A 17534-nucleotide genomic window follows, 5' to 3' on the forward strand; every position below is an offset into this window, starting at 1 on the left:
TTCGCCGTTTTTAACTGAACAGGGCTATATGCATGTCGTGGATGCGAAATACACTGCTTAAAGTGTTTCATTATCCCGTTAAATGGTTAGTCAAGCCACACAGTATTCCGGCAAGTGTGTCTGATGAACTTGGTATAGATACCAGTAAACCAATCATTTATCTATTGCCAACTGATTCGGTAACGGATCAACTGGCACTAAGAATGGCCGCCAAAAATCTTAGGTTGCCCACACCGAATACTTCGGTTGAGCTAGCAGGTAGACATTACCCTGGCGTTTTATTTTTACGTAAGACGCAACCGCTTTTCAAAAAGCAGGCCGCCAACACTGAAGTTGAGTCAGTCTTTACCGAACTGGTGCATTTACACCGTGACCACAATGAAATAGACGCGCAAGTCGTGCCTGTTTTCATTTCGTGGGGAAGAGCGCCTGGAAAGGGCAAGCCGGGTTTAGCTGATCTCATTGCCGACCGCACCGCTCCAAGCTGGCTACGTAAATTATTTATTGTCATATTGTTGGGTCGCGACAACTTTATAAGTTTTAGCCGCGCTGTTTCGGCACAACAAATGGCTGCACATCATGGTAGCGACAGCCATATCGCACAAAAGTTGATGCGGGTAGCAAGCACTCACTTTCATAGAAAGCGTCAAAGCATGACGGGCCCAACCCTGTTAGAACGCGAAACCTTATACAACTCTGTTTTAGGTTCTGCTTCGGTTCGCCGTGCAGTTGCTGACGAAGCGAAAGACAAAAAGGTTAGTCCAGAAAAAGCCAGGGAAAATGCGAGATCGTATATCGATGAGATTGCCGCCGATTACCGCGAGGGTCTGGTTCGTTTTGGCGATCGTCTTCTTACCCGTATCTGGAATAAAATATATAACGGCATCAGTGTTAAACATGCCGACCGTATTCGCGAATTAGCTCGCAATGGACACGAAATAATTTACGTGCCTTGCCATCGCAGTCACATGGATTACCTACTGCTGACCTACGTGATTTATCATGAAGGAATGGTCACGCCGCACATTGCAGCAGGCATTAACCTTAACTTTTGGCCTGTCGGTAAAATCTTTCGCCGCGGTGGGGCGTTTTTTCTTCGCCGCTCTTTTGCCGGCAATAAACTTTATACCGCAGTATTCAGAGAATATTTGGAATTACTTTTCAATCGGGGCTATTCCGTTAAGTATTATCCTGAAGGAGGTCGTAGTCGAACAGGTCGTTTGATCCCGCCGAAAACGGGAATGCTGGCGATGACGATGCAAGCATTAATAAAGGGTGTAAACCGTCCGGTTAGTATCGTACCCGTGTATATCGGCTACGAAAACGTGATGGAAGTCAAAAGCTACTTAAGTGAATTAAAAGGTAGTGGCAAGAAAAAAGAATCTAACTTGCAGGTGTTTTCCGCTATTCGCAAACTTAAAAACTACGGTCATGGCTTCGTTAACTTTGGTGAACCCATCCATTTAAGTCAGTTCCTGGAAAAAACGGTGCCGGATTGGCGCAGCCAGTTAGCCGCGGACCCCGATAAGAAACCAGGCTGGCTCACGCCGACGGTCAATACACTGGCGAACTCGGTAATGGTAAGGATCAATAAGGCCGCTGCGATTAATGGTATGGCGATTACTTCACTTTGTCTGCTGTCTTCAAAAACCCAACGAATGAGTGAAACCGAGCTGACCAGTGCCGTAGAGTGTTACATGACCATGCTTAAAGAGGTGCCGTTTAGTAGCGATGCCACGCTTCCTGACATGTCTGCCTCTGATTTGGTTAAGTCCACCCTGAAGTTGGATAAATTTACTATTACCGACGATGGCTACGGTAAATTAATTGGTCCTCAACCCAACTCTGCTATCTACCTGACGTATTATCGTAATAACATCCAACACGTGTTTGCGCTACCTGGGCTGATATTTGCCCAAGTGTTTGCCTGTAATGGCGTAGATAGAAATCGTACGTTACAGTTAGTAGCCGCACTTTACCCACTGCTTCAAAAAGAGTTATTTATATATTTGACGCAGGATCAAGCGCTGGCCTATGCAGATAAGCTCATTAGCTTTTTTGTTGATCAAGGACTGCTAGTAGAAAATGAAACGTTTGTTTCGCCGCCACCTACTCAATCACCACAATTTCACAATGCCTGGTTGCTTAGCCGTTGTATGCAAGAAACGTTTCAGCGCTATGCGGTGGTGCTTACTGTTATCAGCAAGCAAAAAGTGCTAAGCCGGAATGAGCTAGAACGGGTAAGTCGGGTTGTGGCCGAGCGTCTATCAACATTGTTTGGCATGAGCTCGCCAGAGTTCTATGACAAAAATGTACTATCGAGTTTTATCACCGCCTTGCGGGATAATCACTGGCTGGATATCACAGCTGATGGAAGTTTCAAGCATTCAGAAGAAAGCGAAGCATTACGTCAGGATGTGATGGCGTTAGTTTGGCCTGAAATCGTCCAACATCTAGAAAAGGTTGATTTCAGCACCACGTAACTGAGAACAAAAAGGCTCTGATACCAGAGCCTTTTTTTGTTATTTAGGCGTGGACAAGAAGAACCGATAGGCGGGGTCATTACTGACATCTTGATACTGATAATCTAACTGTTTTAAATGCTCATCGAATTCTTCCCTACTTCCAGGCGGTATATCAAACCCTGCTAACACTAGACCCTGGGCGGCCCCATGATTTCGATAATGGAACAAGGTAATATTCCAGCGTTCACCCAGGGTACTTAAAAACCTAAGCAAGGCCCCGGGGTACTCGGGAAACTCAAACGCAAACACCGACTCATTTAGAATGGTGGGAGGCCTACCACCCACCATATGTCTTACATGAAGCTTTGCCAATTCGTTGTCAGATAAATCGAATGTATCAAAGCCGCCATTTTGCAAGGTATCTGCCAGTGCTGTAAATTCCTGCGCCCCCTCTTTTAAACGTATGCCAACAAAGACATGCGCTTCGCGCTCTCCTGCATAACGATAGTTAAATTCAGTTATAGCCTTGTCGCCTACGCACTCACAAAACTGCTTAAATGCACCAGTACGTTCTGGAATGGTGGCAGCAAATACCGCTTCTTTGCGCTCCCCTAACTCACATCGCTCTGATACATAACGAAGGGTGTGAAAGTTTATGTTTGCACCACACAATATCCCTGCAAGTTTCGTCTTGCTTAACGAATGTTCTTTTACATATTTTTTGATAGCAGCCACCGACAGTGCACCCGCTGGTTCAGCGATAACGCGTGTGTCGTCAAAAATATCTTTTATCGCCGCACAAATTTCATCATTGGTTACCGTAACAATTTCGTCAATCAGCGCATTGCATAACCGAAAGGTTTCAGCGCCCATTGTTTTTACCGCCACGCCGTCGGCAAATATACCCACAGAGGGCAACGCAACGGGTTTCCCTTGTTGCTTAGCCGCTTTAAAACACGCTGACTCTTCTGCTTCTACCGCAATAATTTTAATGTCTGGACGTAGTTGCTTTAGATACACTGCGATACCAGCGGCTAATCCACCTCCACCCACGGCCACAAATATCATATCAAGGTGTGGCAGTTGCTCGAGTAACTCTTTGCCAATAGTTCCTTGTCCAGCGATAACATCAGGGTCGTCAAAGGGAGGTATAAAGGTTAGACCGCGTTCTTCACCCACTTGATAGGCGTACTGGCTGGCAATATCAAAGCTGGTACCGTGCTGTATCACGTTGACAAACTGCCCACCAAAACGTTTCACTGCCTCGACTTTAATCCCCGGCGTAGTTTCTGGCATGACGATTGTGGCCTTGATACCACACATTTTTGCACCATATGCTAATCCTTGCGCGTGGTTTCCGGCTGAAGCTGCGATGATACCCGCTTCGCGCTGCTTCTCGGTTAGCGTAGTAAGACGATTATATGCGCCACGTAATTTAAACGATTTGACCGGCTGCTGATCTTCACGCTTTAAAAAGACCTCATTACCCAATAAATGAGACAATCTGGTCATTAAGGTGACGTCACTTTGGACGGCGGCGTCATAAACCGGGGCGAGCAGGATCTTTTTTAAGTAATCATTATAAGTAGGCTGATTCATAGCAGTTCATCCAACTTTTTCTTGTCCCTGACGGCACCTCGGTCGGCGCTCGTGGCAATCAGTGCGAAGGATTTCAACGCTGTCGTAACCGCCCGTTGACGGGCTACAGGCTGCCATGGTTTTGCACTATTTACCATCGATTGAAAGCGGGCTTGCATATCTTCATCGCAGATAAGAACATTAATGCTTCTGTTAGGAATATCGATGGCTATTTGATCGTCGTCCTGGATGAGCGCGATGCCGCCTTTGCTCGCTGCTTCTGGCGAACAGTGCCCAACAGATAAACCACTGGTCCCCCCAGAAAAACGACCATCAGTGATTAACGCACAGCTTTTACCTAGACCTTTCGACTTTAAATACGAGGTGGGATAAAGCATCTCTTGCATACCCGGCCCCCCTTTAGGGCCTTCATAGCGAATGACCACAACGTCGCCTGCCACTATTTTATCCGCAAGGATCGCAGAAACCGCATCCTCTTGGCTTTCGAATACGCGTGCGCGTCCAGTGAAGGTAAGAATGCTTTCGTCTACACCAGCGGTTTTAACTATACAACCGTTTGTGGCAATATTGCCGTAAAGCACGGCCAGGCCACCATCCTTACTATACGCGTGATCAATTTTACGAATACAGCCTTGCTCACGATTGGCATCCACATTCGGCCATCGGCATGCCTGACTGAAGGCTTTAGTGGTTCTGATCCCCGCCGGCCCCGCCCGATAAAACTCAATCGCAGCGTGATTGTTTTCGTTAGTGATATCCCAGGCATCCAGCACGTTATTAAGCGTGCCACCTAAAATATGAGCCACATTCTGGTGCAGCAAACCACCGCGCGCGAGTTCAGCTAAAATGCCCATCACGCCGCCGGCACGGTGGACATCTTCCATATGGTATTTAGGGGTAGCGGGCGCGACTTTACACAAGTGAGGAACCCGCTTTGATAAACGGTCTATATCCTCCATGGTAAAGGGCACTTCACCTTCAGACGCGGCCGCCAATAAATGCAAAATAGTATTGGTGGAACCTCCCATAGCGATATCCAGACTCATGGCATTTTCGAATGCCTTACGATTCGCGATATTTCTGGGTAAGGCAGAAGCATCATTGTGTTTGTACCAACGCTCGCATAAGTCGACAATCACCTTGCCAGCCTGCTCAAATAGTTTTTTCCTATCCGCGTGGGTAGCCAGCGTCGACCCATTCCCTGGTAGCGCTAAGCCTAAGGCTTCGGTTAAACAGTTCATTGAATTCGCGGTGAACATGCCGGAACAGGAACCGCAGGTGGGGCAGGCTGAACGTTCTATCTCATCACTTTGTTCGTCACTCACTGAATCGTCGGCAGCGGCAACCATGGCGTCGACTAAGTCTAATTTGATAATTTGATCGGAAAGCTGGGTTTTACCCGCCTCCATTGGACCGCCAGATACAAATACTACTGGAATATTTAAGCGCATAGCCGCCATTAACATTCCGGGTGTGATCTTGTCGCAGTTAGAAATGCATACCAATGCATCGGCGCAGTGAGCATTTACCATATATTCCACAGAATCGGCAATGATTTCACGCGAGGGCAGGCTGTAAAGCATGCCGCCATGTCCCATGGCGATTCCGTCATCGACAGCGATGGTGTTGAATTCTTTGGCAACGCCTCCTGCTAGTTCAACATGTTCTGCAACCAGCTGACCTAAGTCTTTAAGATGAACATGCCCGGGTACGAATTGAGTAAAGGAATTCGCGATGGCGATAATGGGCTTACCAAAGTCACCATCTTTCATTCCAGTGGCGCGCCAGAGTGCTCTGGCACCTGCCATATTACGGCCTTCGGTGGTAGTTGCAGATCGTAGTTTGGGCATGTCGTGTTACCATAATGTTATTTGTAAACGGGTGTTAACCAACCCCATTTATCAGGTGTTTTACCGTTGAACAGACCGAAAAACATGTCTTGAACCTGTTCGGTGATGGGTCCTCGAGCGCCGTTGCCCACTTTAATTCCATCCACGCTGCGAACGGGCGTGACTTCAGCGGCTGTACCGCACATTAGAATTTCGTCGGCCAGATACATGGCTTCTCGTGGGATATTCTCTTCACGTACTTCATAACCCATTTCTTTAAGCAAGGTTATAACTGTATCTCGGGTAATACCCGGTAAGATTGCAGCAGTTTTAGGTGTCGTGCTAACAATGCCGTTGCGAATAACAAAGATATTCTCGCCCGCTCCTTCACTGATATAGCCGTTGACGTCTAACGCAATACCTTCGCCATAACCGTGACGCCTCGCTTCCATCGAAATAAGCTGAGAAGATAAATAATTACCACCTGCTTTAGCCCCAGTAGGCATGGTGTTAGCTGCCAGGCGGTTCCACGATGAAATACCTGCATCGACACCATTCTTCAACGCTTCATCACCTAAGTAAGCACCCCACTCAAAGGCTGCAATCGATACTTCAGTCTCTTGACCAAAGGGCACTTGAAGCCCCATGCCGATATCACCGTAGTAGGCAATAGGACGGATATACGCGGATTTCAGTTCGTTTTTACGAATGATCTCTAATGTGCCTTCATTGATTTGCTCAAGTGAATAAGGAATGGTCATACGATAAATTTTGGCCGAGTCGTACAAACGACGATTGTGTTCCTGAAGTCGAAAAACACAGGTACCTTGGTCGGGAGTGTTATAGGCACGAATACCTTCAAACACTGATGAACCGTAGTGAATTGCGTGAGTTAAAACGTGAACGGTAGCCTCTTTCCAAGGTACGATTTTGCCGTTAAACCAAATATAGTCAGCAAGTTGTTTAGCCATGTTTAATCCTATGAATGTGGGAGCTAGGCTCCGTACTGCCAATGCAATGTAATTAGTATCGCAACGAATAATACATGACAGGGCACAAGCACCCAATAACGTTCGCTTTCGTCAGACCACTTTTAGTTCATACAGGTGTAAATATTCCTGCCCGATACTGGCAAGATTTCGATGGTCGCAAAGCTGTTGCATAACAGATTGCGATAGTTGGATAGTTAACGCAAAAAGCTGGCTAGGACTTTTTACTTAATAAAATAAATAGCATGAAATAAACCTCATATTCAAGTATTTTGAAATTAACTATCCAAAAAATCGGAAAGCAGTATGGGAGATTGGTTTCATATCATTAACTTAGCCGGCGTCGCGGTATGTGCAATTTCGGGCACGTTAATGGCCTACCAGAAACGTATGGATGGCTTTGGTGTTGTAGTTTTAGCCTCGGTTACCGCTATCGGGGGGGGGACTTTACGAGATATGGTATTGGATTTACCTGTATTCTGGGTACAGAATACAGATTATCTTTACATCACGTTGCTGGCTGCTTTCATCACTATAATATGGTTACGTTTTAGTCCCCGCTTCCCTTATCACTATTTATTAATTGCTGATGCGTTTGGTCTGGCGTTATTTAACATAGTTGGCCTGGAAAAAGCCTTAATGGTTGATGCGCCTATGGCGGTAGCTATCGCCATGGGCACCATTACTGGCGTATTCGGCGGCTTGCTTCGCGATGTAATATGCCGAGAAATTCCACTGGTACTAAACGGTGAACTCTATGCCATTACCTGTATCGTCGGCGGGTTGGGGTATGCCATTGCTTATTATATGGAACTAAGTAGTCAGGTCTGTATGACGCTTGCATTAGTCATTACCATACTTATGCGGCTAGGGGCTATGCGTTGGCATTGGCAATTGCCTGTTTTTCATAGCGAACAGCCAAAAAACTGATGCTAAGAACACTTTTTATTTAAGAAGTTGAGTAACTAATACGCTAAAAAATAGCGGGATAATAAACAGTTTTGTTATCGGTTAGTTTTACGCACCAATCGCAGACTTCACTCTCCGAGTTAACAGCCACCTTGATCGCATATATGTTTTGTAAAACCGACTTATTCGCTAAGGGGTGGTGTGAAGAAGGGTTAAAAACTATGTTAACTGATGGCGAAAGCGAGATAAACTCTGCCCTTCGCCGCAATGCTGGATAGGTTAAGTTTTGACGATTTAAGTTGTTCCAACCTGACGGATGTATTGATGCTTTATCTCAATGATATTCGCCGTAAGCTTGTTTGCTTTTTTATATATAAATAACCACATCAACTTTCATTAACACGTTCCTTGGGTACCGCATAACAAATCGTTTCATAGATGGAATCTCTGTGATGCCGAATAAAAAGGTCATAGTCAGTCAAGTTCTCGTTTATCCAGGTCGGTATTGCGTGAAGATGTGCTGGATTATGATAAATAGACACAGCGATGGTAGGTCTTTGTCTTGAGATAACATTAATTGCGCCTTTCAAAACGTCAAGATCACTCCCTTCAACGTCAATCTTTAAAAATGTTGGGGGGGCAATATCACCACCACAGAATTTATCCAGCATAATTTGTTTGACCGTTACACTCCCAGAATCCGCGACTTTAGAAGAGTAACCTAATGTGGTTGGCTCAAATCTGATAACACCTTCTTCGTTTCCAACTGCCACGTTTTGCAGAGACACTTTCGCACTCGAATACTTACGCTCTAATACTTCGAAGTTATTTTCGTCCGGTTCAAAACATACCATCTGTTTAGGAGTAATGTTATTTTGATCTAAAGCGTCTAAGGTGTCACCTGTAAAGGCACCAATGTCATAAAAATTTGAATAGTCTATGTGAGCGGGAAGCTCACAGAAATACTGGGGTGACGTATTTATCCTATCGATATACGTTTTATCCAGAGTCGCTCTATAAGATAACAAAGAACGTACCACTTCCCGAGACTGATCATCGGCAAGAATTGATACTAAATGATTGCAACTATCAGCGTAAGAAGGTGTTAAAAAGAATGTTGAAGGATCTTCTACATAATGAAAATAAAATAATAATTTATCGAGTTTGTTAATCGCAAACGCCAGTTTTGGCAAAACCTCCCAATAAAACATGGTGGCCACGATGACAACGCTATTTACCAAGTTGAGTTCATCTACACGATAAATAGTGATGCCATCTACCACTTCACCAGAACGTGAGCTATTACTATCTATGAACCCGTCAATCTCAATTCCTTTATTCTTTAATAAACCGCTAATACACTTACCCGCCCCTCCCGCACCGTAGACAAATACTTTAGGGGCTTCCATTAACATGTCAAAGGTTTGGCTCTGAACGTGCAATACGTCACTTGTTACACTTTCTTTTTCTACATTCATTACGTTGACTTGATTAAATAGTGGATTAATCCAAAGAAGGACAATCGATAAACTAAAGTTTATTAATACTACAGCCCCCCACTTAGAGATAGCAATCTCAGCAAACTATAAATATTGAAAAAGCGTGGTATTGCAGACGTACAACCAGAACTTACGCTTAGAAATTGAAGTGGAGGGAACGACTATTAAACTATGGGGGCGTTGTACACACAACGAAGCCGCTCGCTACCCTTACGCGTACTGCCCAATCTTTGCTCTACGGGTCTGTTAGGAGCAAATAGTGTTAGTTTCGAATGTTTCTGGTGGGATCGCAGCGACGTATTCAGCTTCGTTAATTCCACATATAAATGTTAGGGGGCCACGGTAATGACATTTGAACTAGCAGGATAGTGTGGTTAATGCCCAGCCCATCAACGCGTAACGTTTTCACTTCGCCACACACGTCGGTAGCTACGGAAATTAAATAGCGAGCAATCACAAAACTGGTCTTTTGAGCAGTACTGCGCGTGAACATGATTATTTAATCTAGGCGCAGATAAAAATTGGGAGAATTGCAGTGGGGTTGGCAGTTGTTTATACGCGCGCGGGAGCAGGGTTGTCCGCGCCGTTGGTCAAAGTAGAGGTGCACTTGGCTAACGGTCTACCTGCCTTTGTGTTGGTGGGCATGGCGGAAACCAGCGTAAAAGAAGCACGAGATCGGGTACGTAGTGCGCTTATCAATAGTGGTTTTGAATTCCCTGCTCGGCGTATAACAGTAAATTTGGCACCTGCTGATATCTCCAAACACGGCGGTCGCTATGACCTTGCCATTGCTATTGGAATATTAGCTGCATCAAAACTTATTCCGTTTAACCGATTAGATGAATATGAGTTTATTGGCGAATTAGGACTAACAGGAGAAATTAAAGAAGTTCAAAATATTATTCCCGCCGCTATTGCTAGTAGTCAAGCACAGCGAACCCTACTCATTCCCAACAACAATACAGCTGAAGCCAGTCTGGTGAAAGACGCATACTGCTTGCCGTCAAGCTCACTGCTACAAACGTTTCATTTTTTAGTGGGGCAGGAAAATCTTGATGCTGTAAAAGTTGTTCCATTGCAGCATAAGGAGGCGTGCCCCCAGTGGGATGATGTTGTGGGACAAGGCCAGGCAAAGCGAGCATTAATGATTGCTGCCGCCGGATCGCATAATTTACTTTTTGTTGGTCCTCAAGGAACAGGTAAAAGCCTTCTAGCCAGCAAGCTAAATAGTTTGTTGCCGCCGCTGAATGGAGACGAAGCATTAGAAGTTGCGTCAGTTCACTCGGTAAAAGGTATTAAAATAGACGCCCGTAATTTTGCCTGTCGACCATTCCGAGCCCCGCATCATACTAGTTCTGCCGTGGCGTTAACTGGCGGCGGAAGTAACCCTACCCCCGGTGAAATCTCGTTGGCACACCATGGTGTTTTATTTCTGGACGAACTTCCCGAGTTTGGTCGCAAGGCATTAGATGTATTGCGCGAACCTTTGGAAACGGGAGACGTCAATATATCTCGCGCATCGGGTAGCGCCACCTTTCCCGCCAACTTTCAACTTATTGCAGCAATGAATCCCAGTCCTACTGGCGATGTGGACGATAATCGTATGACGCCCGATCAAGTAATTCGATACTTAAACAGGCTTTCAGGTCCTCTGCTTGATCGAATTGATCTGCAAGTTGAAGTACCCCGCCTGGATGACTACCCTATGCATGCGGTAAAAGTATCGCCAGAAAATGATTCAGCGCTAGATGCGAAAAAGCGCATTATTCACGCACGCAATACACAATTGCAGCGCCAGAATTGTTTAAATAGCGCGATTAAAATAGATGCCCTTATTCCTTTATGTGCACTAAGTGAAGATGACAAAACCTTTTTACAATCCGCAGCCAAACAATTAAAACTATCTATGCGCGTATTTCACCGGATGCTAAAGGTGGCGCGTACCATTGCAGATTTAGACGAAAGCGAGAATGTTAAACGCCACCACTTGGCCGAAGCGTTGGGATATCGCGCGCTTGATAAACTGATTGTTCAATTAAGTGCTAATTGAAGCATCGCTTTTACTAATGGATGCGAGCGTTTCGTTTTCAAACACGTTAAGCCAAGTTGATACCCTGAAATATCACTTACCTGAATCTGGTTTACTTTATTCGCTAAGCGCGAATGATCCAGCACAACTTGAGGTACGAAACCGATACCGCAACCCAGGGCAACCATACTTACAATTGCTTCATTTCCACCGACCGAAGCGTATATATGGGGCGCAATGCAATGAGTCTGAAACCAGTGACGCACAATGTTTCGGCTAGGACCTTGCTCGGGCAAAATAACCTGATGCGTCTGCCAATCAATGTCTTTTAGCTGTGATAAATTAAACTCTCGTGGGGTAATTAGGACAAGTGGCACGTAGTCAATTGGCGTGAAAATAAGTTCATTCGGAAAGTCCTCAGTATGAATAGCAATAGCAATATCACACTGTTGAGAGAGCACCCGTTCAATGGAGGATGCCGGATCCCCGGTGGTTAATCGTATATCCACATGAGGGTGTTGCTGGCGATATTTTGAAAGCAGTTTAGGTAAATGGCTTTGACTCGCCGTAACCGAGCAATACATTTTCACCTCTCCCCTCAGCACCGCTTTTTCAGAGTTCAGTTCCGCCTGCAACTGTTGCCACTGTTGTAAGGTTTGCTCGCTGAACGACAGCAATTTTTTTCCTTCGTGGGTTAACTTAACCGAGCGATTATTTCGAACAAAAAGTGTACACTGGCATTCATCTTCTAGGCGCTGAATAACGCGACTCAGGGTAGACGCCGTGACGTGCATTGCCAGTGCTGTCTGGCCGAAGTGCAGACTTTTGGCTAAATGAGTAAATAACGTGAGAGATCGAAAGTCCATATATTGCATTTTTCGCAAAACTGTTTTGCAAATATATCATTTTATAAAATATTTTCTATAACGTAAGCTTCGTTCATCCCGGTATAGGCAAACGGTAAAAGTAGTTGGATAATTATGGCTAATTATTTTAATTCTCTTTCATTACGTGAACAGTTAACGCAATTAAAACAATGTCGATTTATGGCACGAGGTGAATTCGCTCAAGGCGCCGCGTGTTTAAAAGATAAACGCATCGTGATTGTGGGATGTGGTGCGCAGGGGCTCAATCAGGGTCTTAATATGCGTGACTCCGGTTTACATATAAGTTACGCGTTAAGACAAAGCGCAATCGACGAAAAGCGCGATTCGTATACGCGAGCGAAAGAAAACGATTTTGAGGTTGGCACTTATCAACAGTTGATCCCTGAAGCTGACGTGGTGTACAACCTGACTCCAGACAAACAACATGCGAACGTTGTTGAAACGGTGATGCCTCTCATGAAACAAGGTGCTACGTTAGCTTACTCTCATGGTTTTAACATCGTCGAACAAGGCCAACAAATCCGCTCTGATATTACTGTTGTTATGTGCGCGCCTAAGTGTCCTGGCACCGAAGTACGCGAGGAATACAAACGCGGCTTTGGTGTACCTACGCTGATTGCCGTGCATCCTGAGAATGACCCACAAAATCAAGGTTGGGAGATTGCTAAAGCGTTAGCTAGTGCAACGGGGGGAGACAGAGCTGGTGTGCTTGCTTCATCGTTTGTCGCAGAAGTTAAGTCAGACCTCATGGGCGAACAAACTATTTTGTGTGGTATGCAGCAAACCGCCGCTATATTAGCCTACGAGAAAATGACCTCAGAAGGTATCGATGCAGGTTATGCAGCAGCCCTTATTCAGCAAGGCCTCGAGCAGATAACCGAAGCACTAAAGTTAGGCGGCATCACGCACATGATGGATCGCTTAACCAACCCAGACAAACTAGCCACGGTTACGCTAGCGGATCAACTCAAACACGTTTTACGGCCGCTGTTTGAGCAGCACCAAGATAACATCTTAAGTGGCAAATTCTCTGCCGACATGATCCGAGACTGGGAAAATAATGATAAGAATCTGCTTACCTGGCGCGAAGAGACACTTTCGACCGGTTTCGAACAGGCTCCCAGCTATACAGGCCAAATCGATAAACAAGAATTCTTCGACAACGGTTTGTTCTTAGTAGCAATGATTAAAGCAGGGGTAGAACTGGCCTTCGAGGTGATGGTTGAAGCGGGCATGTTACCCGAGTCAGCTTATTATGAGTCTCTGCACGAAACACCGTTAATTGCCAATACCATTGCCCGAAAACGTTTATATGAAATGAATGTGGTAATTTCCGATACCGCCGAATACGGCAATTACTTATTCTGTCAGCAAGCAATACCGTTGCTCAAAAAAGAGGTTATGCCCAGCATTGACCTTACATTGATAGGAAAAGGTAAATCGCTGTCGTCAAACAACGTCGATAACCAAAAATTATTACGTGCCAACTTCGCAATTCGCAATCATTTAATCGAAAGTGTGGGTAATTCCCTACGCGAGCACATGCTCACAATGCGATCTATTGCGTAACACCCCCCTGTTCTGTCGTTAGGTGCTTTTAAAAAGCCCTCTTGCCCAGCTAATGTAGCTGGGCTTTTTTTAGCGACTTCACCGCTCAATGGTATGTTATTGCTTTGGTAACTTAACACCCCCCTTCAGGTTAGACCCCAACGAAGAATAATAACAAAAAATAATACTTGTCAGAAAACCATGCTAAGGCGAGAACATTTAGATTCTGCCCCTGACTATTAGAAAGAAAACCAATAGGTTAAAAATCATACGTCAGCTCAACGATTAGCCATGTAAAGTCGTCATCGGCCTAGGTTTCGAACGGGTTGAATTGCATACAGAACACACTACTCCGACCTGTATGAAATTTAATCAAATCTTGATCATTTATATCATTTTCTTTGTATTTAAGATCTGCAAGGAATACGTATATGTGAATTTTCACGCGTATGTATAATAGTGACGACATATAGAGACACATTAAATAATCAATAAAAATCAGCTAGTTAAGTGTATATATTGGGTTTTATTAAATTTATGTAATGTATGGTGTGCCCGCATTAGGACGATATCTCATTGCCTGTTGCGACATCGCTACACCCTGTAACAATTACATTATGTAACCCATTGTTTTTATAAGATATTCATAGTTGGCACAAAGATTGGTTATATAAATGAGTCCTTCCTATATTCTTATAAAAATCAGAGGTATATCATGCAAGCAGAAATGTCCCGTTTTACACAAGTTGGAGATTGGATTTTCGAAGTAAAGATGGTTCGGGCGCTACGCGTACAAGAGTTTGGTCAACCATACAGCGCTTTTGCTAGTATCACCGTTAACGGTGATAATTTGTACATTGATTCTCAAATGACACGTCTCAATGAAGATTTTAATCGAGATGATTACATGTCCTTTTACGAATTTTGTAAGCAGCTAGATGCTAAAGAAGTGCATTACGATAAAGTTCGTCGCGGCAGACGGCAACCGCGCATTGTGGCAATAGAAGAAAACCAAAAGCCATTATCAAAAATTCAGTTGGTTAAATAGTTATTTTATTTACGCGTTTTACGAAATTTACACTGAGCTGAAAATACAGTTCAGGATTAGTCGCGCTCTGCAAAATTAACAGCAACGAACGCGAGCGATGCGAAAATCATAAACCCTACCCCGATCGGATAAAGGGTAGTGTGTATGAAATTATCTATAGCCATTGCAATGGGTACAGCGAGCAAGCTGGAAAGCGATCCTATAATTGCTGCTCCTAGCCCTGCCATATTGCCTAAAGGTTGCATTGCCAACGCATTGAGATTACCAAACAAGATGCCGATGAAGAAAAAGCCACAAAACATAGTAACAACCGTCATCCATAACGGTGGCAAGCCGTTCCATTGATGAATTAAAGCGGTAAATATCAGCGAAAAGCTAATGACGCCATATAGCGCTGACCGACATAATCTCTTCATTCCTACCCGCATTACCATGGTACCGTTAAAAAGTGACGCCAGCCCTACCGAGAAGGCTAAAATAGCAAAGTAGTAAGGAAAGTTATCACCCGTTTGGTAAAATGTTTGAAATATCGTTTGTGATGCACTCAAGTAAGACAAGAAAGAACCAAATATACATCCCATCGCTAAGGTGTAACCCATGACCATCCTATTGCGGAAGATAAAAAAGCATGACACTTTTAACCGCTTCCACCTAAATTTAGGGCGATTATGGGCTGGCAATGTCTCGGGCTGTCGAATGAAAAACCATAAACCAACGAAGACCGCCATAATTAAGAACAGGGTGAAGATATGCCGCCAAGAAAACGCATGCAGCACGATTTGGCCTATGATAGGTGCAAGCATTGGCACAAGAATGAATACCATCATAATAAAACTCATCACTCTCGCCATGGCATTACCTACATAGATATCTCGGATTATCGCCATTGAAGCTATGCGTGGTCCTGCTACACCGATAGCTTGAACAACTCTGCCCAGGATCAGCATTTCCATACTCGTAGCTAACATGCATACCAGCGTGCCGACCGCGAAAATATTTAAACCAAGTAAAATTGCTGCGCGTCTTCCTTTTGCATCGGCGAAGGGGCCAAAAAATAGCTGTCCTATGCCCATTCCCACAAAAAAGACAGAGACAATTAGATGAACTTGTTGAAGACTGTCAGCTTGTAAAGCTTCACCGATTTGATTGAGTGCAGGCAACATGGCATCTAGACTCAATGCAACAAAGGAGGTCATCAGCGCCATCAACGAAACAAACTCTACAATATGCAGAGAGGAGGATGCCTGAGTGGCGTGTGAAGAATTACGCATGTAAGTCCATTTAATCGCTTAGCTGACGGGGCCTGAGATGTTAACACCATAAGGCAAGAAATAATTCGCAGTTTAGATAAAGTAACAGATAAATCTGCCGCCTTTCAGATACAGACTGCAGGAAGCTTACAGCCTCTCATCTTTTGCCGATTCCATGACCACGTGTGTGCTGATCGTATTCACCTGCGGAATCGAGCCTAAAACGTCAGTATGAAATACTTTAAACGCATCGATATCTGATGTTTCTACTCGTAATAAATATTCAAAAGGCCCGGTAACATTATGGCACTCTTTCACTTCTGTGGCGCCACTAACGGCTTTTTCGAATGCAAGCTGTGAAGATTTCGAATGCGATTTAAGACCCACTGCTACATAGGCAGTAAACCCATTCCCCAGTAGTTTTTCATTCATCACTACACGATAACCCGCGATGACCCCCTTGCTTTCGAGATCTTGCACGCGACGTAGACATGCCGATGGGGAAAGCCCTATGACGTCCGCAAGCTCAGCGTTTGAGATCCGTGCGTTCTTTTTCAATTCAGACAATATTATTTGGTTATATTTATCCATTTTGAAATTTTGTTGCATATTCGCCATTTTTTTCGATTGTTAACGCTGAGAAATAGTGACATTACAGGAGTAAAATTGATCTATCAAATCTATTGCGGGAACTGTTAATGACGTCCGACATTTTGGCTGGATTGAGCCTATTCGCGTTAGTTTCTTCTATTACCCCTGGACCGAATAACATAATGTTAATGACGTCAGGTGTAAATTATGGGGTTAAACGAACGCTGCCTCATATGTTCGGGGTGGGTATTGGTTTTACCCTAATGGTAGCTGCGGTGGGTATGGGAGTTATGGTGATCTTTGATCGCTTTCCGGTTATCTACTCAGTGTTACGCATAGTGAGTTTAAGTTACTTACTTTATCTGGCATACAAAATTGCTACGGCAAATCAAGCAAACTGGCAGTCGAAAAGTACCGGTAAGCCCATGACCTTTTTGCAAGCCGCCCTATTCCAGTGGGTCAATCCAAAAGCATGGACAATGGCGCTCACTGCAATAACGGTTTACGCACCAGGAAGAGAAGTTTCGAGCATATTGTTTGTCGCAATGGTATTTGGTGTCATTAATTTACCCTGTATTTCATCCTGGGTGATGGCGGGTACTAAATTACGGCATTTCCTATCAAAGCCAAAGACACTACGCGTGTTTAATGTATCCATGGCATTGTTATTAATCGCTTCGGTATTACCTTCCTTGTTTAATTAAAGGCCAAATATATTTTTTCCCATACCGATGTAACAGGCTGCGCCGGATTACTTTGGTGCAGTAAAGATGTTACCTCTCTTATTACCCCTGCATAATCTTTCCCTGATAATGCTTGTCAGGCTTAGATAGTCACTATAATAACTTTCCGTTTAGATACCATCTCACGTATTAAACCACAGCCCATCTA

13 protein-coding genes are annotated in these 17534 nt (G+C 44.4%); 6 read left to right on the forward strand and 7 right to left on the reverse strand.

What is annotated here, in order from left to right:
• Positions 1–32 precede the first annotated feature (32 nt).
• Positions 33–2483: a glycerol-3-phosphate 1-O-acyltransferase PlsB gene (gene plsB, locus OPS28_RS16230; RefSeq protein WP_265610510.1), complete on the forward strand. Its 2451-nt coding sequence runs from the start codon at positions 33–35 to the stop codon at positions 2481–2483.
• A 39-nt stretch (positions 2484–2522) separates the two neighbouring features.
• Here the strand turns inward: plsB and ilvA are convergent, their stop codons facing one another.
• Genes ilvA through OPS28_RS16245 form a run of 3 tightly spaced genes read right to left on the reverse strand, consistent with a single transcriptional unit; the run spans position 2523 to position 6864 of the window.
• Positions 2523–4064, reverse strand: coding sequence for a threonine ammonia-lyase, biosynthetic (gene ilvA, locus OPS28_RS16235; protein ID WP_265610511.1), 1542 nt, complete (start codon positions 4062–4064; stop codon positions 2523–2525).
• Positions 4061–5914 carry a dihydroxy-acid dehydratase gene (gene ilvD, locus OPS28_RS16240; protein WP_265610512.1) on the reverse strand — a complete coding sequence of 618 codons (1854 nt, stop codon included), beginning with the start codon at positions 5912–5914 and terminating at the stop codon, positions 4061–4063. Before ilvD ends, ilvA begins: the two co-directional genes overlap by 4 nt.
• Before the next feature lie 17 nt (positions 5915–5931).
• Positions 5932–6864 carry a branched-chain amino acid transaminase gene (locus OPS28_RS16245; RefSeq protein WP_265610513.1) on the reverse strand — a complete coding sequence of 311 codons (933 nt, stop codon included), beginning with the start codon at positions 6862–6864 and terminating at the stop codon, positions 5932–5934.
• 324 nt (positions 6865–7188) lie between these two features.
• Here OPS28_RS16245 and OPS28_RS16250 point away from each other — a divergent pair, with 324 nt between their 5' ends.
• Positions 7189–7812, forward strand: coding sequence for a trimeric intracellular cation channel family protein (locus OPS28_RS16250; protein WP_265610514.1), 624 nt, complete (start codon positions 7189–7191; stop codon positions 7810–7812).
• Between the two features lie 365 nt (positions 7813–8177).
• Here the strand turns inward: OPS28_RS16250 and OPS28_RS16255 are convergent, their stop codons facing one another.
• The gene (locus OPS28_RS16255; protein WP_265610515.1) at positions 8178–9269 is read right to left on the reverse strand and encodes an FkbM family methyltransferase; all 1092 of its coding nucleotides are present in this window, start codon (positions 9267–9269) and stop codon (positions 8178–8180) included.
• A 556-nt stretch (positions 9270–9825) separates the two neighbouring features.
• Here OPS28_RS16255 and OPS28_RS16260 point away from each other — a divergent pair.
• On the forward strand, positions 9826–11340 hold the full coding sequence (locus OPS28_RS16260) for a YifB family Mg chelatase-like AAA ATPase (protein WP_265610516.1): 1515 nt from the start codon (positions 9826–9828) through the stop codon (positions 11338–11340).
• Here the strand turns inward: OPS28_RS16260 and ilvY are convergent.
• The gene (ilvY, locus tag OPS28_RS16265) at positions 11322–12185 is read right to left on the reverse strand and encodes an HTH-type transcriptional activator IlvY (protein ID WP_265610517.1); all 864 of its coding nucleotides are present in this window, start codon (positions 12183–12185) and stop codon (positions 11322–11324) included. The two genes, OPS28_RS16260 and ilvY, sit on opposite strands and share 19 nt — an antisense overlap.
• Before the next feature lie 114 nt (positions 12186–12299).
• Between ilvY and ilvC the strand changes: the two genes are divergently transcribed.
• On the forward strand, positions 12300–13775 hold the full coding sequence (ilvC, locus tag OPS28_RS16270) for a ketol-acid reductoisomerase (RefSeq protein WP_265610518.1): 1476 nt from the start codon (positions 12300–12302) through the stop codon (positions 13773–13775).
• A gap of 694 nt (positions 13776–14469) precedes the next feature.
• Positions 14470–14802: a hypothetical protein gene (locus OPS28_RS16275; RefSeq protein ID WP_265610519.1), complete on the forward strand. Its 333-nt coding sequence runs from the start codon at positions 14470–14472 to the stop codon at positions 14800–14802.
• A 56-nt stretch (positions 14803–14858) separates the two neighbouring features.
• Here the strand turns inward: OPS28_RS16275 and OPS28_RS16280 are convergent, their stop codons facing one another.
• The gene (locus OPS28_RS16280; protein WP_265610520.1) at positions 14859–16073 is read right to left on the reverse strand and encodes a multidrug effflux MFS transporter; all 1215 of its coding nucleotides are present in this window, start codon (positions 16071–16073) and stop codon (positions 14859–14861) included.
• 126 nt (positions 16074–16199) lie between these two features.
• The gene (locus tag OPS28_RS16285; RefSeq protein ID WP_265610521.1) at positions 16200–16661 is read right to left on the reverse strand and encodes an Lrp/AsnC family transcriptional regulator; all 462 of its coding nucleotides are present in this window, start codon (positions 16659–16661) and stop codon (positions 16200–16202) included.
• Between the two features lie 89 nt (positions 16662–16750).
• Between OPS28_RS16285 and OPS28_RS16290 the strand changes: the two genes are divergently transcribed.
• Positions 16751–17347, forward strand: coding sequence for a LysE family translocator (locus OPS28_RS16290; RefSeq protein WP_265610522.1), 597 nt, complete (start codon positions 16751–16753; stop codon positions 17345–17347).
• Positions 17348–17534: the final 187 nt, after the last annotated feature.

This window comes from Alteromonas sp. ASW11-130 (genome assembly GCF_026183735.1).
GTDB lineage: Bacteria > Pseudomonadota > Gammaproteobacteria > Enterobacterales > Alteromonadaceae > Alteromonas.

What these genes read in the sequence shown, in the direction of transcription:
- OPS28_RS16255 (WP_265610515.1), bottom strand. Translation starts at nt 9,269, where the DNA reads ATGAATGTAGAAAAAGAAAGTGTAACAAGTGACGTATTGCACGTTCAG.
- OPS28_RS16280 (WP_265610520.1), bottom strand. Translation starts at nt 16,073, where the DNA reads ATGCGTAATTCTTCACACGCCACTCAGGCATCCTCCTCTCTGCATATT.
- ilvC (WP_265610518.1), top strand. Translation starts at nt 12,300, where the DNA reads ATGGCTAATTATTTTAATTCTCTTTCATTACGTGAACAGTTAACGCAA.
- ilvY (WP_265610517.1), bottom strand. Translation starts at nt 12,185, where the DNA reads ATGGACTTTCGATCTCTCACGTTATTTACTCATTTAGCCAAAAGTCTG.
- OPS28_RS16290 (WP_265610522.1), top strand. Translation starts at nt 16,751, where the DNA reads ATGACGTCCGACATTTTGGCTGGATTGAGCCTATTCGCGTTAGTTTCT.
- OPS28_RS16285 (WP_265610521.1), bottom strand. Translation starts at nt 16,661, where the DNA reads ATGCAACAAAATTTCAAAATGGATAAATATAACCAAATAATATTGTCT.
- OPS28_RS16245 (WP_265610513.1), bottom strand. Translation starts at nt 6,864, where the DNA reads ATGGCTAAACAACTTGCTGACTATATTTGGTTTAACGGCAAAATCGTA.
- ilvD (WP_265610512.1), bottom strand. Translation starts at nt 5,914, where the DNA reads ATGCCCAAACTACGATCTGCAACTACCACCGAAGGCCGTAATATGGCA.
- ilvA (WP_265610511.1), bottom strand. Translation starts at nt 4,064, where the DNA reads ATGAATCAGCCTACTTATAATGATTACTTAAAAAAGATCCTGCTCGCC.
- plsB (WP_265610510.1), top strand. Translation starts at nt 33, where the DNA reads ATGTCGTGGATGCGAAATACACTGCTTAAAGTGTTTCATTATCCCGTT.
- OPS28_RS16250 (WP_265610514.1), top strand. Translation starts at nt 7,189, where the DNA reads ATGGGAGATTGGTTTCATATCATTAACTTAGCCGGCGTCGCGGTATGT.
- OPS28_RS16275 (WP_265610519.1), top strand. Translation starts at nt 14,470, where the DNA reads ATGCAAGCAGAAATGTCCCGTTTTACACAAGTTGGAGATTGGATTTTC.